Origin of the sequence: Sulfurisphaera ohwakuensis, from assembly GCF_009729055.1 — an archaeon.
Classification (GTDB): Archaea; Thermoproteota; Thermoprotei_A; order Sulfolobales; family Sulfolobaceae; genus Sulfurisphaera; species Sulfurisphaera ohwakuensis.
In genome coordinates, this window is record NZ_CP045484.1 from 1,515,999 (window position 1) to 1,537,288 (window position 21,290).

The 21,290-nt window shown below is 32.5% G+C and carries 24 protein-coding genes; 12 read left to right on the forward strand and 12 right to left on the reverse strand.

The window, feature by feature from the left end; genetic code table 11:
- Positions 1–50: 50 nt before the first annotated feature.
- The 3 genes from D1869_RS08495 to D1869_RS08505 are packed head-to-tail and all read right to left on the reverse strand — an operon-like array spanning position 51 to position 2,020.
- Complete coding sequence (locus tag D1869_RS08495) at positions 51–965, reverse strand: homoserine dehydrogenase (RefSeq protein WP_156014717.1); 915 nt, start codon at positions 963–965, stop codon at positions 51–53.
- Positions 962–1,633 (reverse strand): B3/B4 domain-containing protein, encoded by a 672-nt coding sequence (locus D1869_RS08500; protein WP_156014718.1) that lies wholly within the window; start codon positions 1,631–1,633, stop codon positions 962–964. The genes D1869_RS08495 and D1869_RS08500 overlap by 4 nt, the downstream gene beginning before the upstream one ends.
- Positions 1,634–1,636: 3 nt before the next feature.
- On the reverse strand, positions 1,637–2,020 hold the full coding sequence (locus D1869_RS08505) for a CopG family ribbon-helix-helix protein (protein ID WP_156014719.1): 384 nt from the start codon (positions 2,018–2,020) through the stop codon (positions 1,637–1,639).
- 30 nt (positions 2,021–2,050) lie between these two features.
- On the opposite strand from D1869_RS08505, the gene tldD reads away from it, so the two are divergent.
- The 3 genes from tldD to D1869_RS08520 are packed head-to-tail and all read left to right on the forward strand — an operon-like array spanning position 2,051 to position 5,104.
- Complete coding sequence (gene tldD, locus D1869_RS08510; RefSeq protein WP_156014720.1) at positions 2,051–3,397, forward strand: zinc metalloprotease TldD; 1,347 nt, start codon at positions 2,051–2,053, stop codon at positions 3,395–3,397.
- 1 nt (position 3,398) lies between these two features.
- Positions 3,399–4,634 (forward strand): TldD/PmbA family protein, encoded by a 1,236-nt coding sequence (locus tag D1869_RS08515; RefSeq protein WP_231113807.1) that lies wholly within the window; start codon positions 3,399–3,401, stop codon positions 4,632–4,634.
- 41 nt (positions 4,635–4,675) lie between these two features.
- On the forward strand, positions 4,676–5,104 hold the full coding sequence (locus D1869_RS08520) for a universal stress protein (RefSeq protein WP_184650917.1): 429 nt from the start codon (positions 4,676–4,678) through the stop codon (positions 5,102–5,104).
- Positions 5,105–5,116: 12 nt separating this feature from the next.
- On the opposite strand, the gene D1869_RS08525 is transcribed toward D1869_RS08520, so the two are convergent.
- Positions 5,117–5,803 (reverse strand): biotin--[acetyl-CoA-carboxylase] ligase, encoded by a 687-nt coding sequence (locus D1869_RS08525; RefSeq protein ID WP_156014722.1) that lies wholly within the window; start codon positions 5,801–5,803, stop codon positions 5,117–5,119.
- Positions 5,790–6,848, reverse strand: coding sequence for an L-threonylcarbamoyladenylate synthase (locus D1869_RS08530; protein ID WP_156014723.1), 1,059 nt, complete (start codon positions 6,846–6,848; stop codon positions 5,790–5,792). The genes D1869_RS08525 and D1869_RS08530 overlap by 14 nt, the downstream gene beginning before the upstream one ends.
- Positions 6,849–7,122: 274 nt before the next feature.
- On the opposite strand from D1869_RS08530, the gene D1869_RS08535 reads away from it, so the two are divergent.
- The gene (locus tag D1869_RS08535) at positions 7,123–7,644 is read left to right on the forward strand and encodes an NADH-quinone oxidoreductase subunit B (RefSeq protein ID WP_156014724.1); all 522 of its coding nucleotides are present in this window, start codon (positions 7,123–7,125) and stop codon (positions 7,642–7,644) included.
- Here the strand turns inward: D1869_RS08535 and D1869_RS08540 are convergent.
- Positions 7,617–8,144 (reverse strand): hypothetical protein, encoded by a 528-nt coding sequence (locus D1869_RS08540; RefSeq protein ID WP_156014725.1) that lies wholly within the window; start codon positions 8,142–8,144, stop codon positions 7,617–7,619. The two genes, D1869_RS08535 and D1869_RS08540, sit on opposite strands and share 28 nt — an antisense overlap.
- 303 nt (positions 8,145–8,447) lie before the next feature.
- Between D1869_RS08540 and D1869_RS08545 the strand changes: the two genes are divergently transcribed.
- Entirely contained in the window at positions 8,448–9,596 is a 1,149-nt protein-coding gene (locus tag D1869_RS08545; protein ID WP_156014726.1) for an ArgE/DapE family deacylase, read from the forward strand.
- On the opposite strand, the gene D1869_RS08550 is transcribed toward D1869_RS08545, so the two are convergent.
- Positions 9,582–10,832 (reverse strand): MFS transporter, encoded by a 1,251-nt coding sequence (locus D1869_RS08550; protein WP_156014727.1) that lies wholly within the window; start codon positions 10,830–10,832, stop codon positions 9,582–9,584. The two genes, D1869_RS08545 and D1869_RS08550, sit on opposite strands and share 15 nt — an antisense overlap.
- A gap of 129 nt (positions 10,833–10,961) precedes the next feature.
- Between D1869_RS08550 and D1869_RS08555 the strand changes: the two genes are divergently transcribed.
- Genes D1869_RS08555 through D1869_RS08570 form a run of 4 tightly spaced genes read left to right on the forward strand, consistent with a single transcriptional unit; the run spans position 10,962 to position 13,822 of the window.
- Positions 10,962–11,510 carry a 2-oxoacid:acceptor oxidoreductase family protein gene (locus tag D1869_RS08555; protein ID WP_156014728.1) on the forward strand — a complete coding sequence of 183 codons (549 nt, stop codon included), beginning with the start codon at positions 10,962–10,964 and terminating at the stop codon, positions 11,508–11,510.
- Complete coding sequence (locus D1869_RS08560) at positions 11,503–11,769, forward strand: 4Fe-4S binding protein (protein ID WP_156014729.1); 267 nt, start codon at positions 11,503–11,505, stop codon at positions 11,767–11,769. Before D1869_RS08555 ends, D1869_RS08560 begins: the two co-directional genes overlap by 8 nt.
- A 2-nt stretch (positions 11,770–11,771) precedes the next feature.
- Positions 11,772–12,932 (forward strand): transketolase C-terminal domain-containing protein, encoded by a 1,161-nt coding sequence (locus tag D1869_RS08565; RefSeq protein WP_156014730.1) that lies wholly within the window; start codon positions 11,772–11,774, stop codon positions 12,930–12,932.
- Positions 12,929–13,822 carry a 3-methyl-2-oxobutanoate dehydrogenase subunit beta gene (locus tag D1869_RS08570; protein WP_156014731.1) on the forward strand — a complete coding sequence of 298 codons (894 nt, stop codon included), beginning with the start codon at positions 12,929–12,931 and terminating at the stop codon, positions 13,820–13,822. The genes D1869_RS08565 and D1869_RS08570 overlap by 4 nt, the downstream gene beginning before the upstream one ends.
- A 5-nt stretch (positions 13,823–13,827) precedes the next feature.
- Here the strand turns inward: D1869_RS08570 and D1869_RS08575 are convergent, their stop codons facing one another.
- Positions 13,828–14,871 carry a VIT1/CCC1 transporter family protein gene (locus tag D1869_RS08575; RefSeq protein WP_156014732.1) on the reverse strand — a complete coding sequence of 348 codons (1,044 nt, stop codon included), beginning with the start codon at positions 14,869–14,871 and terminating at the stop codon, positions 13,828–13,830.
- 658 nt (positions 14,872–15,529) lie between these two features.
- Positions 15,530–15,763, reverse strand: coding sequence for an AbrB/MazE/SpoVT family DNA-binding domain-containing protein (locus tag D1869_RS08580; RefSeq protein WP_156014733.1), 234 nt, complete (start codon positions 15,761–15,763; stop codon positions 15,530–15,532).
- 270 nt (positions 15,764–16,033) lie between these two features.
- Here D1869_RS08580 and D1869_RS08585 point away from each other — a divergent pair, with 270 nt between their 5' ends.
- Positions 16,034–16,417 carry an OsmC family protein gene (locus D1869_RS08585; RefSeq protein WP_156014734.1) on the forward strand — a complete coding sequence of 128 codons (384 nt, stop codon included), beginning with the start codon at positions 16,034–16,036 and terminating at the stop codon, positions 16,415–16,417.
- Here D1869_RS08585 and acs read toward each other — a convergent pair.
- The 3 genes from acs to D1869_RS08600 form a co-directional block, all read right to left on the reverse strand.
- Entirely contained in the window at positions 16,414–18,393 is a 1,980-nt protein-coding gene (gene acs / locus D1869_RS08590) for an acetate--CoA ligase alpha subunit (RefSeq protein ID WP_156014735.1), read from the reverse strand. The genes D1869_RS08585 and acs overlap by 4 nt on opposite strands.
- A 257-nt stretch (positions 18,394–18,650) precedes the next feature.
- Positions 18,651–19,259, reverse strand: coding sequence for a DUF981 family protein (locus D1869_RS08595; protein ID WP_156014736.1), 609 nt, complete (start codon positions 19,257–19,259; stop codon positions 18,651–18,653).
- Between the two features lie 300 nt (positions 19,260–19,559).
- Positions 19,560–20,108 carry a DUF998 domain-containing protein gene (locus D1869_RS08600; protein WP_156014737.1) on the reverse strand — a complete coding sequence of 183 codons (549 nt, stop codon included), beginning with the start codon at positions 20,106–20,108 and terminating at the stop codon, positions 19,560–19,562.
- Between the two features lie 332 nt (positions 20,109–20,440).
- Between D1869_RS08600 and D1869_RS08605 the strand changes: the two genes are divergently transcribed.
- Both D1869_RS08605 and D1869_RS08610 read left to right on the forward strand, forming a co-directional pair.
- Complete coding sequence (locus D1869_RS08605) at positions 20,441–20,647, forward strand: VapB-type antitoxin (protein WP_221267018.1); 207 nt, start codon at positions 20,441–20,443, stop codon at positions 20,645–20,647.
- Positions 20,619–21,032, forward strand: coding sequence for a PIN domain-containing protein (locus D1869_RS08610; RefSeq protein ID WP_156014739.1), 414 nt, complete (start codon positions 20,619–20,621; stop codon positions 21,030–21,032). The genes D1869_RS08605 and D1869_RS08610 overlap by 29 nt, the downstream gene beginning before the upstream one ends.
- Positions 21,033–21,290 lie beyond the last annotated feature (258 nt).

Consider the following 21,290-nt stretch of genomic DNA (forward strand, 5'->3'; position numbering starts at 1 on the left):
GTAATTTTCATATTTAAATATTCTCTTAAATAATTACAAATAGAGAAAAATCATAAGCAATTTCTCTTTAGAAGAATTAAATCAGATAAAGCTCCATAGGCAGCATTTACTGGTCCAGCACCAGGTCCTCTTATTAAAATACTTTGAATATCTGTGGTAATATCAAGCGCGTTTTCAACACCGTCAACATTATATAGAGGATCATCTTGAGAAATAGGAAGAGGCTTTACCCATACTTCTTTTTCATCAGCATAGGCGATTAACTTTATTTTTTCATTTTTTGGTAAATCTCGATTTATGCCTTCAAACTTTACATCTTTAATCGTTACACTCTTTCCTATCATAAAGTTGGCTAAAATAGTTATTTTTGCTGCCGCATCAAAACCGTTAATGTCTAATGTAGGGTCTTCTTCAGCATATCCTCTTCTTTGAGCCTCTTTCAATGCCTCTTCGAAACTTACTCCTTTATTCATGAGGGTCAATATGAAGTTTGTTGTCCCATTTAGAATCCCCCTAATCTTTATCACTCTACTTCCTGGTAAAACTCTGTATAGATTAATTGATGGTGTTCCGCTCATTACAGTTCCTTGAAAACCAATTTTTACACCTTTTGATCTAGCTAAAGAAAATATCTCATTAAAGGCTAAAGCTAAAGGAGCTTTATTTGTAGTTATTATATTTATACCATCTTTTATTGCTTCCTTATATAGAGAAAGCGAAGGTTCTCCATTGTTATAATTTGCAGATGAAACATCAACTATTACATCTGGTTTAATTTTTTCAAAAGCTTTAAATACGTCTCCTTCGAGATCTGGTGTAAAGTCTTCTTTATCTTGTAACATTATTCCTCTTCTAGTAACTATTCCTCCAATTATTATGTCATTTAACTCTGGAGATCTTTTTTCATGAAGTAGTTTTCTAAATGCTTTTCCTACATTTCCGTAACCAAAGAGTAATAATTTCAACCTAAATTCACCATTCCATTCCATTTTCCATTAGCATATTTAACTAATAACTCTGCTGTAAGTTTAGCAGCGTAAAATACTAAATCTTTTTCAACTCCCGGTACTCCAGCTGAAACAATTAAAACATTTTTAGTTTCAAATGTAATGCTTGTAAGTAATGAGTCTCTATGAGGATAAATATGCATAACTTTTCCGCTTTCGTCAATCATAATTGGTATTCCTGGACTAACTTTTTCTGGTTCTTTCTTTCCAATTCCATAAAATAATTCATCTCCTTTACTAAGTATGATCCTCGGATTTCCTACTATTTTATCCATATCATACAATCCTATTGGTACTAAAGTTTCTGTACTTGAGATATTTCCAGAATCTACTACGTTATTTATTCTTGGTAATCTTCCGTTTCTTGATACTCTTCTTCTTAATGCTTCTCCACTAGGTCTTATTTTTGTTGGGTCAATCCCTATTTTCCAATAAAAATCTCTATAAGCTCTAACTACTGGATTATCCTTTAAGGTTTCAGGATTTTCTCCTTTATACTTCTCTTCAATTTTTTCTAATTCCATTTCGATGAGTTTACTATTCTTTTCTACAGTAACGGAGTGAACTTCAGTGAAACCAATAAAAATTCCCAGCTTTTTAGCGTCTTCGCATACTTTAACAATCATATATTAAGTTTCTGGTGTCGAAACAATAAACCTTACTTTTTTTACACCCTTAAGCTGAGATAGTTTTGCTGTCAATTCCACTAAATCTCTTTTCTTTCCTTTCACTGCTAATGCTTCTATGCATTCATTTCCCACATGAATATGCATGACAGAGATTATCTTATCTTCATGCTCATGTTGGAATTTAGTAACTTCAGAAGCATTTTCGTCGTAAACCAAGTTTATTATACCATAAACAAATGTGTCACTACCCTCATTTTCATCAAGGAAATTTCGTATAGCGATCTGGAAAATTTTGCTTCTATCTACTATTTGTTTCTCTTTTAAATATCTTTCTAATCTTTCATATAATTCCCTAGGTATTGATATACTGATTTTTTCGCTCATTTATATAAACCTCTTGGAAAAGTAAAATATATGGATTTATTAAAAAAGGCTGAGGAATTAGGGGCTACATTTGCTGATTTAAGAATAATGAAAATTAAAGAACTTTCTTTGACTGTAACTGAAGATAGGGAGTTAATAACCACTAATGGAATTGACCAAGGGTTCTCATTGAGAGTGCTTTATAGAAGTAATTGGGGATATAAATCTAGTACTGGAGAAGTAGGTTATGATGACGTTAAAGATGCAATTAACGTAAGTTATGGAGATGAAAAAACAAATATCATTTACATGCCACCAAAAAAGGATATTGTTGATATAAAAATAAAATATGATTTTAATAGGTCAATTGAGGAAAAATTCAAAGACTTAAGAAAAATAAGAGAAAGCGTATTTTCTCTATCTGATAGGATAAAAAGTGTAAATATACGATATTATGAATCACACTATGAAAAAGAATACTATAGCACTGAAGATAGAGAGATTAAGCAAAAATATGTAATAAGTGGATTTTCTATTGTAGCAGTAGCTAGAGAAAATGACGTTGTGGCATCAGCCTATGTTTCAAAATCTACTTTCCAAGGTTATCCACTAGAAGTATTTGATATTAATGATATTTTGCAAACATTAAAAATAAGGATAGAAGGACAACTTAAAGGTAAGCCACCAAAAGCTGATAAATATCCTGTTGTATTAGCACCAGAAGTTGTTGGAGTTTTCGCTCATGAGGCTATAGGTCATTTAGCTGAAGCTGATTTAGCTATAAATGGTATTCTTTATGAATTAAGAGGAAAGCAAATAGCTCCAGAATCTGTAAATATAATAGATTCTCCAGTAGTGGATTATCCTATGGGTATAGGAGTTACCATTTATGATGATGATGGAATAGAAGGAAGAGATGTTTATATCATAAAAAATGGAGTGGTAAACGAATTCCTTACTGATAGATTTTACTCCTCATATCTTGGTCAGAAACCTACTGGTAATGCAAGGGCAGAGGACTTTAGAAATCCTATTATAATAAGAATGAGAAATACTTACATATCTCCCGGTTCTTATTCTTATGACGAGATGATTAAAGAGGTTAAACAAGGGATATTATTGGTTTCTCCCCGTGGTGGTCAAACCAGTCCAGATGGTACTTTCCAGTTTGGAATACAAGAAGCATATAAGATAGAAAATGGAGAAGTTAAAGAACCTTTAAGAAATGTCGGAATTTCTGGGTATACAATTGAAACGTTAAGAGACATTAAGGCTATATCTAAAGAGTTTAATGTTTCTCCTGGCTATTGTGGAAAAGAAGGTCAAAGTGTTCCAGTAGGTGTAGGCGGATCATACGTTTTAGTTGAAAATATGAAGGTTGGTGGTATAATTGACTGATGTGTACACTATTATCCAAAAAGGAAAGGAACTAGGCTATTCAACTGAGGTCTTTATGGCGGAACTTAGAGCCGTTCAAATTAAAAGAGAAAGACAGTATCAGAATATGAGTATCTTAGATAGAGGATATGGTATTAGAATAATAAAAGATGGCAAGTTAGGCTTTGCATACGGTAATAGACTTGATAACCTTTTAGATTTAGCAATTGATGGCCTTCATGCATCTAAAGAAGATAAATTTAATGTTTTACCATCTCCAGAAAAGATCAGTAAATTAAACCTGAAAATGTTTGATATAGCAAATGCACAAACTAGGATTAGTGATTACTTATCCTTTGGTAATGAGATAAGAGAACATGTTAATGTTGTAGCTGAGTATTATGATATTATGAACTTGAAAGTTAAGATTGTTAGTTCAGAAGGAATCGATGTAGAGGAAGAGAGAAGTCTTTCCTCAATAAGTTTAAGTTTTAATGTAAAAAATGATACGGAAATAAGCCCAGAAATATACGAACATGTAACGAGTAGATCCTTAGATATTAACTTAGATAGTATTAAGGATAGGATTTTGAAAATGAAAGAAATATTTAGCAAGAGGAGAGTAAAGTTAGAAAAACCTGTGTCAGAGGGAATTTTTACTCCTAAAGCTCTTTCAGAGTTGTTCTCTCCGTTATTTTCTCACGCTATCTCTTTAGAGAATTATTACAGAGGAAAATCGCCATTAAAAGAAGGAGAAATAATAAACGAGAAACTAGAAATAAGCGATAATCCTCTAATACTTAATGCTCCTTATAGTAGATCTTTTGATGCAGAGGGATTACCATCCAAGATAAATTACTTGATAAAGGATGGGAAAATTAATCAATTCTTATCAAATACCTATTGGAGTTTAAAGACCAATAGAGAAAATACGCATTCAGCTACTAGGAACTACTCAGTTCTCCCTTATATTTCACCCACAATATTAGATATAAATGTAAAAAGCAGTTCAGATAACGAAGGAATATTTATAGATCAAGTACAAGGAGTTCATACCAGTAATTTTGATACTGGAGAGTTCTCAGTAGTGATTCCTATAGCATGGAACGAAAAAGAAGGCGTAGCGTACAAGGAATTAACTTTATCTGGAAATCTAAAGGATTTTATTAAAGGTATTGAAAGTAGTGTAGGAGATAAGATAATTTATGGTAATTTGAGTACTTCAGCACTCAGAGTGAAAAACGTTACCATCGTATGAAATATTTAAATTCTATCTATTCCATAAGAAAAGTGATGAATATGTTCAAAAAGATCCTCGTAGCTTATGATGGCTCGGATCATGCGGCCAGAGCATTAGATATTGGGATAGATTTAGCTAAAAGATATGAAGCAAAATTAGATATTGTGGAAGTTGTAGATACAGCAGCATTATTAGGCATGGGTGTAGCACCTATTCCAGGTGAGGTAATTCAACAAGTTTACAATAAAGCAAAAAGCGATATTGACAACGCTAAAGCAAAAGCACAGAATCAGGGTATTAAAGACGTTGAGGGTGTAGTTCTTGAAGGTGATCCAGCAACAGCAATTTTAGAATATGCTGGGAAAAACGGTGTTGATTTAATAGTTACTGGAAGTAGGGGACTTTCGACATTTAAGAGAATAATTTTAGGTAGTGTGTCTACAAAACTAGTTCAAGAGGCTAAGATACCCGTATTAGTCGTAAAGTAAAAACTCTTCTTTTTATTCCTCTATTACTCTTAAAATGTCTTCTACTTCAAATATTCCGCATTCTGTTACAAGTCTTCCATAATAATCAACAAATAATGCTAAACAACTTTTTTCTTCATTTTTACTCACTAACTTTACTTTCTTATCCTTAATAGACAAATATTTATTAATTTCATCTATGACTTCTTTATCACTAATTTTTTCATAATTTTTTATTTCATTAATAATTTCACTAAGTATTTTGTCATTATCCACTTCTCTCTTTAGTTCTAAATATAGAGAAGTGGCATGTAATTCTTCTGGTAAACTCTTTACATTCGTATCAATTCCTATACCTATGAAAACTGTACTGTTCATTCCTTCGTTAATTCCCTCAATAAGAATTCCAGCAATCTTTCTTTTTCTGTAGACAATATCATTAGGCCACCTTATCTTTACATCAAGAAAAGTTGATAACACTTTTCTAACAGCTAAGGAAGATCTAAAAGTTAAAAAAGGAATCCTCTCAGCATTGTAATTTTTTATGACATAAGTAAACCATAAACCACCTTTAGGAGAATACCATTCTCTTCTATATCTTCCCCTTGCCTTAGTTTGCTCTTCAGCAACAATTACAAACTCATCTGCGTTTATAATTTGATATATTGCTTCAGCCAAATCCTGAGTTGAAGTTACACTAGGAAACTTAAATACTAACATACTTATACACATCACTAATATTTTTGATAATTGAAAAACCTGATGCTTTTCTTGCCCTATTCATGATAGCAAATCCTATTCCTCTTTCTGGAAAACCTACCATTATACCTATGTCGACGTTTAGTTTATCTAGCTCTCTGAAAGAATCAAATAAATTTCTTGCTACTTCATATAAATTTTCATCACTGCCAAGAATTATTTGTTGTAAACCTTCAAACTCTTTACTTAGTTCTTTAGGTATAAGAAGTGCAACCTTATACTTCTTACTCAATAAGGACACTACGTCCTTGAATATATTCCTATTTTCTACCAATAGTAATCTTGTATTAGGTGCATAATGTTTATATTTCATTCCAGGTGCTAAGGCTATTTCAGCTTCTTTCTTTCCTTGAGCAAATTCTGGAATAATTATATCACCAAAGAGTTTCTTTAGTTCCTCAACCGTAAAAGGCCCAGGTCTAAGAAGTACCGGTGGTTCAACTGTTACGTTAATTATTGTACTTTCAACACCAAAGAACGTATGTCCACCATCGATAATTACATCTACTCTTCCATTCAAATCTGTTATTACATCTTCAGCCTTTGTAGGACTTGGTCTAGTAGCCAAATTAGCACTAGGTGCAGCTATTGGAACCCCGCTCTCACGTATTAATTGTAATGCTATTGGATGAGCTGGCATCCTAACGGCAACGGTATCCAAGCCAGCAGTAACTTCTTTAGGAATTCTCTCAGTCTTTTTTAGAACAAATGTAAGAGGGCCTGGCCAAACAATTTGTGCTATCTCCAATACTTTATCTGGTATATCTTTAGCAACTTCAAACAGCTGGTTAAAATCTGCAATGTGGACAATTAGTGGGTTATCAACTGGTCTGTTTTTAGCTTGAAATATTTTTAAACACGCATTTCCATCAAAAGCATTAGCACCTAAACCGTAAACAGTTTCTGTAGGAAAAGCTACTGTTCCACCATTCCTTATAACATCAGCAGCTATTTTTATTTTATCAATTTCCGGGTTCAATGGATCGATCTTAAGTATTTGAGTCATAAAAAATGTTAATAGTATGTTACTTTTTAAATTTAAACAGTGATGAGAAATTAGTATTGAGGATCATGATGCCTGAGGCGCTCTATACTGATTTAGTTGAACGGTGATAGATGAGGTGATCGCTGAAAAAAATGATGATGGGTTTAAAAACCCGTACTAGAATTTAAAATTGCATAGAAATGTATATACATTTTTTTCCATTGCAACACAAATTGTACGACTTTTATTAACAAAAGGATTTTAAGAATGCCCCTAATTGTAATATGGGATTATAATGACTGAAGAACTACTTTTAACAGGAAACTTACAAGAAGCATCTAAGAAAGCAATCCAATGGTTGATAAACAGAAAACCGATAAAGAGTCTAATAGATTGGGGTATTTCATTTTCACTATGGCCACCACATTTAACAACCAGCTGTTGTGGAACAGAATTTGGGGCTTTTGCTGCAGCTAGATTTGATGCTGAGAGATTTGGTGTTCTTCCATTTTCCTCTGCAAGGCAAACTAATTTACTAGTTATTGAGGGAACTTTAACTAGAAAAATGGCAAGAGCAGCGAAAATTGTCTATGATCAAATGCCAGAACCCAAATGGGTAATAGCTATGGGAGCTTGCTCACTTGAAGGTGGAATATTTTGGAACTCCTATAATACCGTCTTACCCTCAGAAATTGGGATTCCAGTAGACATTTATGCCCCAGGTTGTCCAACTAGACCAGAAGCACTAGCAAGAGCTATAATAACACTTCAAAAAAGAATAAGAGGTAATCAAACAGTAAAAGCTAAATCTGCATAATCTACGTCTAATATTTTTCCTTTTACTGGAGTCTTATACTCTGGTTTAACTATAGCAGGTAAATCTGAAATTTCAATACCGTTCCAAAGCTTAAGATATTCTTTTATACCATTAATTAGTTCTTTTCTATTACTTCCAATTACTGGAACATCATGCAGAATTAGAATCTTATCTAGATTATCTTTTTTAAAACCTAAGAATCGAAGCTCTGCTGTTAAGAACTTTTCTAGTTTTTTTGCTCTTAGGGCTATTATTACTTTGTCGTCATCAATTAATGATGTTAGTCCACCATCCTTATTCGCTGTAATAGAGTATTTATAACCAGTATACATTCCTTTTTTGCTAACTACAATTAATTCTCTTAGTTTAATGCCCATCTCATTGTATGATATAAAATCTGGATAATCTTCAGCCAATGACGATACAAACTTCTTAGTAAGAATTACATACTTAGCTTCAGGCTTAAGTATTGATGATATATCTATTCCTTGGAGTTTCATAAGTATAAATACGTTTTAATATCTTATCTATTTTTCATTTAATCAAACTTTAATTTGCTTATAAGCTAAGTGAACAATTTAAAATATAGAAATAAATTCCGAATTATTTCCTTGATTAATGAGGGTTAAGATAATTAGTATTATTTGCTGGTGAATATTTATGTAAAAGATAATTATAAATATCGGTGTAAAAATAAAAAGTATTCAACACTATATTTTAACTTTTTCTTCTATTCTTCTTAGGTTTTTCTTCTATTTTTTCTAATATTAAATCCTTTTAATCAGAGTACTCAAAAATAATTTATGGAATTAGAAGAATTAACCTCAAAACTAATCCAGTTTCCTACAGTAAATCCACCAGGTGAAAACTTACTTGATTGCGCCTTATTTATAAAAGATTATCTTTCATCTCAAGGCTTTTCATCTCAAGTTGTAGAGTTTGAAAAGGGCTGGCCAGTAGTTATTTCCGAAAATGGTAATAGAAATGGAAAGTTAATAATGCTAAATGGCCATTATGATGTTGTCCCTACTGGAGATGTAAATAAATGGAAATATGATCCTTTTTCTGGAAAGATTATTGATGATAAAGTTTACGGACGAGGTAGTACTGATATGAAAGGAGGCTTAGCTGTTTTCATGAAAGTATTTACTGAAATAGCCGATAAAGTTAATTATAACCTTATTTTCACAGCTGTTCCAGATGAAGAAAGTGGTGGTGATAAAGGGTCAAAATATTTAGCTGATAGATATAAGCCAGATTTAGTACTCATATCTGAACCATCCGGTTCAGACTCTATAAACATCGGTGAAAAAGGGTTATTACAAATAAAGTTGATAACTAAAGGTAAGGTTGCTCACGGAAGTCTTCCATCTTTAGGTGAAAATGCAATAATGAAACTCGTTAAGGATTTAATTCAACTTGAAAAAATAAAAGAGATTGAAATAAAAATCCCAGATAATCTCATAGAAGCGATGACAGTAAGAATACCTTCAGAAATTGCTAAGAATGATGTATTAAGGATTTCCTTTAATCCCGGTGTAATTAAAGGTGGAGTTAAGATTAATGTAGTTCCAGATTACGCTGAAGTTGAAGTTGATATGAGAATACCACCCGGAATAAATAGTGATGAAGCATTAAATATTGTAAGGAGCCTTGTGAAACAAAGTGAAATAATACCTCTGGACTTATCAGAACCTAATTATACTCCTCCAGATAATGAGTTTGTGAAAAAATTGGAAAATACTATATATAAACAGCTAGGCATTAAAGCTAAGAAATATATCATTACTGGTGCTACAGATGGTAGATATTTTAGATATAAGGGGGTTCCAGTAATAGTTTACGGCCCAGGAGAGCTAGGCATGGCTCACGCTTATGACGAGTTTATTTCATTTAGAGAATTACGAAATTCCTATACTGTTATGAAAGATTATTTATTAACCCTCTTCTAAATATCTAAAGATTAATGAAGAGATGAATAGTAAAATCCCAGCTGTTATGAAGTCAATTCCATAACTTAAATAATGAGTTATATATCCAGATAGAAGACTACCTAGAAAAAGTGCAATTCCAACTACAGTACTATACACACCAAGATTTTTACCTTGTGATCTCTCTCCAACGATCTTAAATATCAAAGTATTTGATGATGAATAGTAAATTGCAAAGGCTATACCAGCTGCTAAAGGATAAAATATTAATCCCAAAATCAGAATTAATTGACCATAAAATAATAATGTAGAAACACCAAGTATAAAGTACGAGCCTCCTCTAAGAAGCAGAGATTTATGGGCAAGTTCAGTCTCATTCTTATCTTTAATTAATTTCTCACTTATTCTAAACCCTATAATTTGAAATACCATCCCCATAGTTATAACTGCAAGAGCTTCTGACTTATCTAAACCTTTTACGTAAAGACTTGCTGGATAAACTGTGTTAAAGATTCCACTACTAATGTAAAAGATAACTATAGCAATATAAAGTAAGGGAACGTAATTTATTGGTTTTCTCAAAAGTCTGCTAAGTTTAAATAATTTAAAATGATGAGGATTAGGCAAATGTAAAAACATTAATGGTAAATGAAGTAATCGTGTAAAGAAGGACTCTTTGTGGTGGAGTATTGCTGTTCTTTCAAAAGTTAAGATTGGTTCTGGCAGAATTTTAACAGAAATGATTGCTGTTATAGCCATAATTACAGCTAATATGAAAATTATTTGAAATATTCTCATATATATTACAAGAAACGTTGATATTAACAATCCGATTAAGGTTCCTATTGATGAAAGAAATGAATATCTAGAAAATAACGCTCCCCACTCCTTTTTACTAGCAGATTCCATAACTAAAAGATTGAATGGTGTCGTAGACGCTGTTGATGAAAAGATAAGTAAGGAGTATCCTAAAGCTATCATCTGAACATTCCTAGAATAAGATAGAAGGAAAAGAGAAAGAGCTGTACCAGAGAAACTGGTGATAATTTGTTTTCTTCTACTAATCCTATCAGCTGTATAACCCCAGAAGATCGACGAAGGGATTAATACCAGATTACCTAATGATATTACATAAGCAATATCAAGTGCGTTTCCTCCCAAAGAAATAATTTGTAGGGTTATAAGAGTAGATATTGGACCTATAGTAGCATTATAAGGTAAAGTAAGGTAAAGCCATTTTGTATTTCTTCTTATCAACTTGAGCTTATACAGTAGTATTTATTTTTAAAATTACCTTTCTAATGTTTAACAAGGTTAATTATATTAACGTCGGGTTTTAATAAGTTAAAATTTTTTCGTCATAAGAGAAAAATTAAATGTGGAAAAATGCTTATCGAAATAGCCTTAAGAGGTAGAGGAGGGCAAGGAGTAGTTACCGCAGGAGAATTAATGGTTAAAGCGACAGTTCTTGAGGATAAGTATGCTCAGTCAATTCCCTTTTATGGAGGAGAAAGAAGAGGAGCCCCGGTTGTATCATTTTTACGTCTCTCGGATAAACCTGTTCTTTTACATAGGGAAGTATATAACCCAGATGGAGTAGCAGTTTTTGATCCTTCCTTAACTAAAATTATGGATGTAACACAAGGCATAAAAGAAGACGGTTTCTTATTAATTAACACATCAGAAGCAAAGAAAATTTGGAAAAATGAGTATTATATTGTGGATGCAACATCAATTGCTAAAGATTTAGGCTTAGTAATAGCCGGATGGGCAGTAGTCAATACTACAATGATTGGCGCTTTAGCTAAAATTTTAGGAATGCCTTCTTTAACTTCCTTAGAGGAAGCGATAAAAGAAGAATTTCCTGGAAAGCTTGGTGAATTAAATGCAGAAGCTGTTGAAAGAGGATATAAAGAGGTGAAAAAAGTTGATTAAAGTCCCAGAAGGAATTCCAATCGCAAGACCAAAAATTGGGTCAGCCGGAAATACTGGATTATGGAGAGTTGAAAGACCCGAGATTCATTATGATAAATGCACTAAATGTAGGCTATGTGTACTTTATTGCCCAGAAAATACAATAGATTTGTTAGAGAATTTGTTTCCTAAAATTGATTATGACTATTGTAAAGGTTGTGGTGTATGCGCTCAGGTTTGTCCCACAAAAGCAATTGAGATGGTTAGGGAGGTGAAATAAAAATGACTCAAATTTTAAAAAGAAAGGCTTTAGCATTAGTAGGAAATCATGCAGTTGCCTATGCAGTTAAACAAGCTAAACCACAAGTATTAGCAGTATTTCCTATAACACCTCAAACTACAATGTTAGAAAAACTTGCTGAATATATAAGTTCAGGTGAACTAAAAGCAGAGCTTGTAAGAATAGAGAGTGAGCATTCAGCATTAGCAACAATTTATGGTGCAGCAGTAGCGGGTGCTAGAGTATTTACTGCTACTGCCTCACAAGGACTATTGTACATGGGCGAAATGATATATTGGGCTGGCGGTCAAAGAGTTCCTATGGTAGCCGCAGTAGCAACAAGGGCAATAGCGGAGCCTTGGAGCATTTGGGATGATCATCAAGATTTTATGAGTAAAAGAGATGCTATATGGATTCAAATTATGGCTGAAAACGTTCAAGAGGCTTACGATTTAACACTTCAAGCTTTTAGGATTTCTGAAGATGAAAGGGTAATAATGCCGGTAATGATGGGGTTTGATGGCTTTATCTTAACTCACACAATGGAGAGAGTTGAAGTGCTTGAAGATTATGAAGTTGATTCATTCTTACCACCTAGACAATTTAATTTAATTGACTTTTCAGATCCAATAGGAGTAGGCCCAATAGCACAGCCAGATGAGTATATGAGAATAAGATATGAAGCTATGAAGGCTATGGAAAGAGCTAAGTCAGTCATTGAAGAAATAATGAGAGAATATGAGAAAATCTCTGGAAGAAAGCAGTACGGACTTGTTGAATGCTATAAATGTGAAGATGCAAAGTATGCTTTTGTAACTATGGGCGCATGGAGCGGCGATGCGAAGGTCGCAGTAGACAGATTAAGAGATCAGGGTATTGAGGCAGGATTATTAAAGATTAGAGTATTCAGACCGTTTCCAAGGGAAAAAATAAAGGAATATTTGAGGTCAATGAAGGGTGTAATAGTATTTGATAGAGCTGTATCTTTCGGCTCTGGAGGTATTTTAGCAAATGAAGTAAAATCATCTCTTTATGGATTAGAGGTTCCAGTTTATAGCGTTGTAGCCGGTTTAGGTGGTAAAGATGTTAGACCCTTACACTTCCAAAAAGTAATGGAAGATCTAATTGAAGGTAGGTTAGAAGAGGAGAGGTGGTTGTTATGAGTTTAATCACTCAAGTTAAAAGAATTCCAAAATTTTATAGAGGAAATGCTGCATGTCCAGGTTGTCCAATTCCAAGGGAATTAGATATACTAATTGAGGAATTAGGAGAGAAAACTGTACTAGTTGTTCCAGCATCATGCTCAACAGTAATTCTAGGAGATACTTCTGGGATGCCATCTACAGTTCCAGTGGTTCATAGTGCATTTGCCGCATCCGCTGCTATAGCTTCTGGTATTGTTAGGGCTTTAAGAATGAGAGGAGATAAGGATGCAATAGTTACAGTATGGGCTGGTGATGGTGCCACTGGAGATATAGGTTTTGCTACTTTAAGTGGCGCTGCTGAAAGAAATGAAGACATACTTTACGTTTGTTATGATAATGAAGCCTATATGAATACTGGAATTCAACGTTCAAGTTTAACTCCTAAAGGAGCTTGGACAACTACAACTCCAGAAGGTAAAAGAGAGTTTAAGAAACCATTACCATTCATTATGGCTGAACATAAAATACCTTACGTAGCTACTGCATCAATAGCTTATCCATTTGATTATCAAGCAAAGGTGAGGAAAGCTAAGCAAATTCACGGATTTAGGTACATACATTTACTATCACCATGTCCACCAGGCTGGCGTTTTGACTCAAGTTTAACAATTGAAATTGCAAAGTTAGCTGTAGAAACCGGTGTTTGGCCATTATTTGAAATAGAGAACGGAGAATTTAGGTTAACAAGTGTTAGTAAGACACTACTTGATAAGAAAAACAGAAAACCAGTGATAGAATACTTAAAATTACAGGGAAGATTTAGCAAACTTACTGAGGAACAAACTAAAGAAATTCAAGAATCAATAGACGAAATGTGGGAACAAATTAAAGAAATGGTTAAAAAATGATGAAATTAAATGTGCAAATAATAAGAAGCTAGCAAACCTAGTATATGTGTTCCAATAGCAGCTAATATTCCTAGACTCAACATTTCAACACCTTTTTTAGCTGGATTTACTGAACTTAACAAACCTATTAAATAACCCACAATAAATATCGCTATTCCAGAAATGATATATGAGGAAATTACACCGACTAATCCTCCAATGCCCAGTAAATAAGGAATTATTGGAATTACTGCACCGGATATATAGGATAACGCTGTAACTCCAGCACTCTTTTTTGGGCTTTCCTCAACTTTTGGTGCAATTATGTCTTCAGCAACATCAACAAGCTGTGGAGAAATATCAGAGGCAATATTTTCTTTAATTCCTAGTTCTGTTAATATCATGGAAAGTTTTTTCGCAACTTCCTTTCTATCTACAAGCTTTTGTATCTCTATTTTTCTTCTCTTATGCTCATTAATTTCTTTTTCTGATTTCGTAGACAAATAAGCACCAATAGCCATGGATAAAGTGCCAGAAGCACCAATTATTAAGCCAGAAATTCCAACTAAAAATGGAATATTGAAAGCACCAGAAAGACCAGATGTTGCAGCTAGAACCTCAACTAATCCATCACTAATTCCATATACAAAATCGCTAACATCCTTAGATTTTACCGTAGATATAATTTCTTCATGTACAGCTTCATCAACACTTAATTCTCTCATTTTTTGTCTTTCTTCTTCACTTAGTTCTTCACTCTTTGAAAGTTCATAGTATTTTTTAATATCACTTTCCTCTCCGTTCTCTAATAATTTTGTTGTAAGCTCTAATCCGAATATTTTTCTAAAAATAACATAGAAATTTAATTTCCACTTGTGATACCATTTTAATTTTCCTAATTTTATGCCTCTACTTATTGCAATTTCCTTCCAAATTTCAGAATGTTTTCTTTCCATTTCTGAGAGTTTATAAAGATATATTCTTGTAACTCTATCTTTCTCCACATCTCCTAATCTTCTATAAACTTCACTATCAAACAGTTCTTCAATATAATTCTTGTTATAGTCCATACTTAATTTATAGTAACTATTACTTAAAAATGTTTCTAATTAGCTTCCTTATAAAAATAATTTATAGCCAATTTTTATTGGTTAATATAAACTCTATTATAAAATGGAACTATGGGGATTCAAGGTTGTTGGACGATTCGGTTTGCTTTGCAAATTATTTCATTAATGTAAGATTAAACAAGTAATCATACATTTAGGAGATGAGCTGTAAGTTATATTAAGGAACAAAATGAGACTTTTCTCCTTTAATTAGTTTTAGATTAAACTCCCACTACCCTCCCATCCCTATTTATCACTCCCAAAGCCTCATGAGCAGAGCCCGTCATCAGTAGGGAGCTCATCAATACAAGACATTGAGGTAATACTGTATAAACATAATCATAATAAAGATACTAATTAAAAATGATTAAAAATTACGTAAAGATGTTACAGTCTTTAACTTGGCAGATGTTGTAATTATATTCTCATCGTTTATGTCAATAAGTTTAAAGGAATTTCTTACAATACTATATCTGGGTAGTGCTTCTTTCCATCCCTTAATTCTAGTATAAGCATGAAGAAATTCTATGAGATTTACAGGATTAACGTAAACCTCACTTTTTCTATTATCTCTTTTACTTCTTTATTGCCATAAAAGTATAGTATGATTGCAGATGTATCAAGCATTACTTTTTTCACGTTCTTTTCTCCTCTCTTCTTCTAAAATTTTTAAAGCTTGTATAGCATCCTTATCGCTTCCGAAATATTTTTCAATACTCTCTTTAGGAAATATGTAAATACCTTCATTGTCAACTACGACGTTTACTTCATCACCCTCCTTTATGTTAAACTTATCTCTAATCTCTTTAGGTATTACTATTATTCCTTTCTTACGAACTTTTAACCTATACATAAGAATATAATTATTAAAATGAGGTTTAAGTATAACTTCATGTAACGATAAGTTTAACAATTCGTGACTAAATTACATCATGACGATTTTCCGATAAGTATCAGATTAAATTACTTTTTTTCATATATTCATATCTCGATACTATTCCTATATTCTCTTACGGTTGCGAACCTTGGTTTGTTAAATATGTTGGAATGCAATTCTTCATTAACTTACGCATAAACACTTAGTAGTTAATTTTTTATTGATTAATCTAAAATCTATTATAAAATGGAATTTAGTATTAGTTTATATGGTGACTTTGAAAATCCAACCGTAGAAATACCGGGTAGAAGAGAAAAAGCTAGCAAATTATATCTAGAGGCACCTTTATATGCGTTTCTTATCTCAATACCTCATTGCATAGCTGAAGCTTTTGAAAGCATAGCTAAAAAAGAGGGAATTAAGATTAAGGATTGTAAAGTTAGAGCTGTATACGAGATTGATGAAAAACAATTTATGCTAGGATATCCTGTTATAAAGAAGATAAAAGTTTTTATATATAATAGTGGTTGTACATCAGAAGAATTAGAAGAGATGATACGTAAAGTAAAAAGGGAATGTCCAATTTATCTAAGTTTTTCAGAAAAAATAGAAATTTTACCTGGTAATTAATCAAACACTATTCTTACATCTACAGCAAAGGCTCCTCTCTCATTTACAAATAATGGATTTATGTCCATTTCTCTTATATTTAAATCAACTATCATCCTAGAGACACTTATTATTGTCCTTATAAGCGAATTCTCATCATAACCTCTTTTCCTAGCAGTTAACATAGCGTGAATCTTGCTCTCCATTAAGAGTTCTTGTGCTTCGTCTTCATAGATTGGTGACAAACCGTATGCGACATTCTTTAAAACCTCAACATAAATTCCTCCACTTCCTACTAGAACTACATGACCAAATACCGGATCCCTTATACCACCAATATAAACTTCTAAACCGTTTAACTGTTCTTGAATCATTACCCTCTTAGTTATTTTAGATAATTGCGAATAAACATCCTTTACTTGGTCTTTCTCCACGTTAACAACAACTCCTTTCATCTCTGTTTTATGTACTGGTTCATCTGGTGAAATTTTCATAACTACCGGATAACCAATAGAGTCTGCAACTCTTTGGGCCTCTTCTACACTTTCAGCAATTCCCCATTTGGGAGTTCTTATTCCGTAAATTTCCATAAGCTTCATCGCCTCATAATCCTTCAATGTTTTCTTTCCCTTAACAAGTTCTATAGCACTTTCAATTGGTTGAACTGTCCTTATTTTCTTCCTCGGTATTGGCTTATTTACAAAATATTTAATAGCTTTTACAGCGTCCTCTGGGAATGTATATGCTGGAATTCCAGTAGTTTCTAAAATTTTTAATGCTGTATCCTCATCAAGTCCCATAGTAATTCCGATAACTCCTTTTCCTTTAAAATTTGAAATTACTCTAGCAACATCTGTACAGCTAACCATTGGTAAAGCCTGAACTATAACTAACTTAGTTGAATTTAGCTCACTAACAATCTTTAATGCTGAATAGTATCTTTCCTTATTTGCATCCCCAGTTAAATCTAAAGGATTTCTAGGTACTGAAGTTGGAGGTAAAATCTTTCTTAAAGTTTCTTTCATCCAATCTGGTATTTCAACCATCCTTAATCCATTTTTCTCAATTTCATCAGAAGTAAGAACTCCATGTCCGCCAGAATTAGTAATTACAAGTAATTCTTCGGTAACCGGCTCAGAATACATTAAGAGCTTTGCGAGGTTTAACATATCATGAAGATTATCCACCAGAATTCCTCCAACAGTCCTAACTGCTGCTTTGAAAACTTCAAAAGAGCCAGCCAAACTGCCAGTATGTGTTTTAGCTGCTGCTGCACCATTACTTGTAGTACCCCCTTTTAAGAATACTACCGGTTTTCTCTTCGTGGCTTCTGGTAAAGTTTCTAAGAAAGAATTACCATCTGAGACTCCTTCTAGGTAAACGAATATTGCTCTTGTTTCTGGGTCTCTTGAAAGGTATTCGATAACTTCATACTCTTTTACATCAGCTTGATTACCTAAACTCACCATATAACTTATTCCTACTCTATATTTCTGTGCCCAATTTAGCATGTAAACTCCTAGACCACCGCTTTGAACAACTAATGCAATATTTCCTCTTTTAACGTCAGTATAGGCAAAAGTTGCATTAAACTCTGGAGTAATGATACCAAATGTATTTGGTCCTAAAACTCTTATTCCTCCTTTTCTGGCAATACTTATGACCTTATCTTCTAATTCGGCCTCACCAACTTCTTTAAATCCAGCAGTAATTACGATTGCTGCTTTCACATTTTTTTCTACGGCCTCTTCCATTACCTGTGGCACAGCCTCTCTAGGTACTGTAATTACTACCATATCTATAGGATCTGGAATCTCCTTAACGCTTTTATATGCTTTTACACCTTCAACATCTTCAGCCTTTGAATTTACTGGGTAAAGTTTTCCGTGATAAGTATATAGAAGATTTCTGAATACTACATTTCCAACTTTCTCTTTATAGCGAGAAGCCCCAATAACAGCAATACTCTTTGGTTTAAAGAGGTATTCTAATGACATACATAAATATAAAGAGAAGTTGAAATATATATTTAACTTAACGAATTAGACACAATTGTTCTTACTTAAATAAGTAGTGCATAGTTACAATTTGTTATTCAAAATAATTAATATGTCTGCATTCTCTAAACAAAATCTTTCTCTTTGATTAATTCTTTAGGTTAGCATTATAGCTTACTAAAAATTCTTATTTATTTACTTCAAAAATTGATATAATAAAAACATATCTTAACTCAGAAATTATATAAAGAAAAATCTTAAATGAATGGGGTCCATTTACTAAATGCAACTAGATGTTCTCCTACCGCTTCAATTCCTATATATCCTGCTAATAATCCAGCTAATATTAGTAAGACTGCATCTACTATTAACCATATTTTATTCCACTTTCCGTTATCAAGGAATATTGCAACAGGATAGAAAAATATTGAAGCTAGTCCAGTTAATGTGTATAATGCTAATAATGCTGTTGGTTCAAGAGTCATATTATGCAAATATCCTTGAACACCATAATATATTGTTACTAATCCAAATAACAAAGCCATGAAGCCTAAGTGCTCGAGCTTATACTCATTCTTAATGCTTAAAGCTATTCCTATAATTCCCAAACCTAATACTGGATAAAGATCGTAGAATAGTATGTTATAACTGGATGGTAAGGGCCAGAGAAGCATTCCGTAAAATCCAGTAATAGACATAAATAAACCTAACAATAGTAGTGGCATGTATTGTGGTTTAATAGCATTTCTGTAATCTTGTACTGTGGAATGCACTAGGAATGTCTTAATTAAGCCGTAAGCAAAGGTTAAGAAACCTATACCCATTGTTATTAACTGAATAGTTAATATATCTATGAATAGTGCCATTTTATATCACCAATTATAATTATACAATTCCAGAGATATAAACGGAATATGTTAAGGTATATACATTTGTAGATGGATATTAACGATAAACTAACATTTAAGAAATTTTAAACTTTTTAAAATCATTCATTTAAAATCATTCATCTAAATTAATTGAAAATTTTATATCATATCACATCAAAAATATAAATATATGCAACATACTTTATTACATGTTCTTATACATACCTAGACATATGTAAATGAAAATGAACTAGTTTTGAACTCTCTATCCTCTCAAATTTTTAGTAAAATAGCTAGTTATCGTCTCTGAGCTGCATCTAAAAACGAAAGTATTACCCAGATGTCAATTATCGAAATTCCCCAAGCTTCAATTGTTGCTGAAGAGGGCCACTTAACTATTTCTGCGATAATATTTCCAATAATAAAGAGAATTATCATATAAATTCCTAGTTTTCTTCTTGCTGTTAATAGGCCTATCCCGTATGTTAAAATTGCAATGTCAAATTGTATGAAGAACCAAGTGGAAACAAACACATGCGGATACGTTCCCTCATGATATATTCCTATTAAGGCTAGAAAAATTGCAGCAACCATTACAAAAGCTGATGCTATTATCAAAATTTTATTTTCACTTACTTCTGCTAAAAAGATAGCATAAAGAAAAGCAAATAAGGAAACTACTATAAGGCCATAATTATATAGCCAAGGATCTTTTGCTAAAGGTCCTCCTAAATCACTAAAAGCATTTTTAGTAAAATTGAACCATGGGTTAAGGCTAATGCTTACAAATATTATAATCCATGCTAATACTGCGCTTATGAATCCTGTATATTTTAAGATTCTCACAATATTAATTTAAGCGTTTTTATTTCATAAGTTTTTAAGTAAGACCGTTTTAAAGAGCAAAAATTTCAAATGCCGGACAGCTCTTATTTTAATCCAACTTTATTTAATAATAGTCACAAAAAGAAGTAAAGAGCTCAGCTTTACCTTTGAATATGAGCAAGTTAATCGAATGAGTCAGTATACCCTGTATTGGTTAATGTTATTTCCCTTTGTATTTACTGTGAAAAAGACTATATTTTAAGCTACTCAATTGTACTTTAAGAAAATGTAAAAATATAAAAGCCTCATATTAAGAAAATGAATAAAAGTTAAATAAGGTAGAAAGTATAATTATGGAGAAGACAATTAAAGTGAAGGAAACTACACTCGAAATGTTAAAGAGGCTTAAAGAGGAGAACAATTTCTCGTCAATATATGATATAATCATGTATTTAATAAAGCTGTATCGAGAAGAAAAGTTAAGGAAAATGTTTGGTGTAGATAAAGGTAAAATAACTCCCTTCACTAGAGATGATAAAATTGAGGATCGTGATGGATAGTTTATGTTTGGATAGATTTTTTATGGGTAGTAGTAAAGGAGAGAAAGTCCTTAAAATCCTCTCTTCTGCAGATGAGGTAATAACGCCAGATTTAGTTCTTGCTGAATTAGCCAGAAAGTATATTAGAGAGGGAGTTGAAGAAAATATAGTTAAAGAAAGACTTAAATTTATTGAAGAGAATAGTATAATTGTCTGTATTGATAGAGAGTTAAGTACTCAGGGTGCTAAAGCATATGTTGAATTGTTAGTCAAGGCAAAAAGAGAGGGTAAAAATAAGCCTAGCATAACAGATAGTATACTTCTTTCATTAAGTAGAAAGTATAATGCGAAAGTGATTACTGGAGACGAGATATTTGAAGGAATGAGTGAGGTAATATTTCTATAATTACAGAAGAAAATAATGTTAAAATTTTCAAGTATTCGTATTATGCTTCAGATTGATCGGTCAAATCAGATATATTTAATCTATGATTGTTAATAAAAATTTCCTTCAAATTTCAAATTTTGATGAATCCTATTGGAAATTTTTACTAACTGTTACTATGCTGGAAATTTAGTTAATTAGTGTCTAATTCAATTTACAGAAAAGGGGGTTAAGGGGGCGAAAAGCCTCGCCTCTCTGAGGCGGGGATGGATAGCCCCC

What these genes read in the sequence shown, in the direction of transcription:
- D1869_RS08555 (WP_156014728.1), top strand. Translation starts at nt 10,962, where the DNA reads ATGCTTATCGAAATAGCCTTAAGAGGTAGAGGAGGGCAAGGAGTAGTT.
- D1869_RS08540 (WP_156014725.1), bottom strand. Translation starts at nt 8,144, where the DNA reads ATGAAACTCCAAGGAATAGATATATCATCAATACTTAAGCCTGAAGCT.
- D1869_RS08530 (WP_156014723.1), bottom strand. Translation starts at nt 6,848, where the DNA reads ATGACTCAAATACTTAAGATCGATCCATTGAACCCGGAAATTGATAAA.
- D1869_RS08535 (WP_156014724.1), top strand. Translation starts at nt 7,123, where the DNA reads ATGACTGAAGAACTACTTTTAACAGGAAACTTACAAGAAGCATCTAAG.
- D1869_RS08595 (WP_156014736.1), bottom strand. Translation starts at nt 19,259, where the DNA reads ATGGCACTATTCATAGATATATTAACTATTCAGTTAATAACAATGGGT.
- D1869_RS08565 (WP_156014730.1), top strand. Translation starts at nt 11,772, where the DNA reads ATGACTCAAATTTTAAAAAGAAAGGCTTTAGCATTAGTAGGAAATCAT.
- D1869_RS08580 (WP_156014733.1), bottom strand. Translation starts at nt 15,763, where the DNA reads ATGTATAGGTTAAAAGTTCGTAAGAAAGGAATAATAGTAATACCTAAA.
- D1869_RS08500 (WP_156014718.1), bottom strand. Translation starts at nt 1,633, where the DNA reads ATGATTGTTAAAGTATGCGAAGACGCTAAAAAGCTGGGAATTTTTATT.
- tldD (WP_156014720.1), top strand. Translation starts at nt 2,051, where the DNA reads ATGGATTTATTAAAAAAGGCTGAGGAATTAGGGGCTACATTTGCTGAT.
- acs (WP_156014735.1), bottom strand. Translation starts at nt 18,393, where the DNA reads ATGTCATTAGAATACCTCTTTAAACCAAAGAGTATTGCTGTTATTGGG.
- D1869_RS08505 (WP_156014719.1), bottom strand. Translation starts at nt 2,020, where the DNA reads ATGAGCGAAAAAATCAGTATATCAATACCTAGGGAATTATATGAAAGA.
- D1869_RS08585 (WP_156014734.1), top strand. Translation starts at nt 16,034, where the DNA reads ATGGAATTTAGTATTAGTTTATATGGTGACTTTGAAAATCCAACCGTA.
- D1869_RS08545 (WP_156014726.1), top strand. Translation starts at nt 8,448, where the DNA reads ATGGAATTAGAAGAATTAACCTCAAAACTAATCCAGTTTCCTACAGTA.
- D1869_RS08610 (WP_156014739.1), top strand. Translation starts at nt 20,619, where the DNA reads ATGATAAAATTGAGGATCGTGATGGATAGTTTATGTTTGGATAGATTT.
- D1869_RS08570 (WP_156014731.1), top strand. Translation starts at nt 12,929, where the DNA reads ATGAGTTTAATCACTCAAGTTAAAAGAATTCCAAAATTTTATAGAGGA.
- D1869_RS08575 (WP_156014732.1), bottom strand. Translation starts at nt 14,871, where the DNA reads ATGGACTATAACAAGAATTATATTGAAGAACTGTTTGATAGTGAAGTT.
- D1869_RS08605 (WP_221267018.1), top strand. Translation starts at nt 20,441, where the DNA reads ATGGAGAAGACAATTAAAGTGAAGGAAACTACACTCGAAATGTTAAAG.
- D1869_RS08520 (WP_184650917.1), top strand. Translation starts at nt 4,676, where the DNA reads ATGTTCAAAAAGATCCTCGTAGCTTATGATGGCTCGGATCATGCGGCC.
- D1869_RS08525 (WP_156014722.1), bottom strand. Translation starts at nt 5,803, where the DNA reads ATGTTAGTATTTAAGTTTCCTAGTGTAACTTCAACTCAGGATTTGGCT.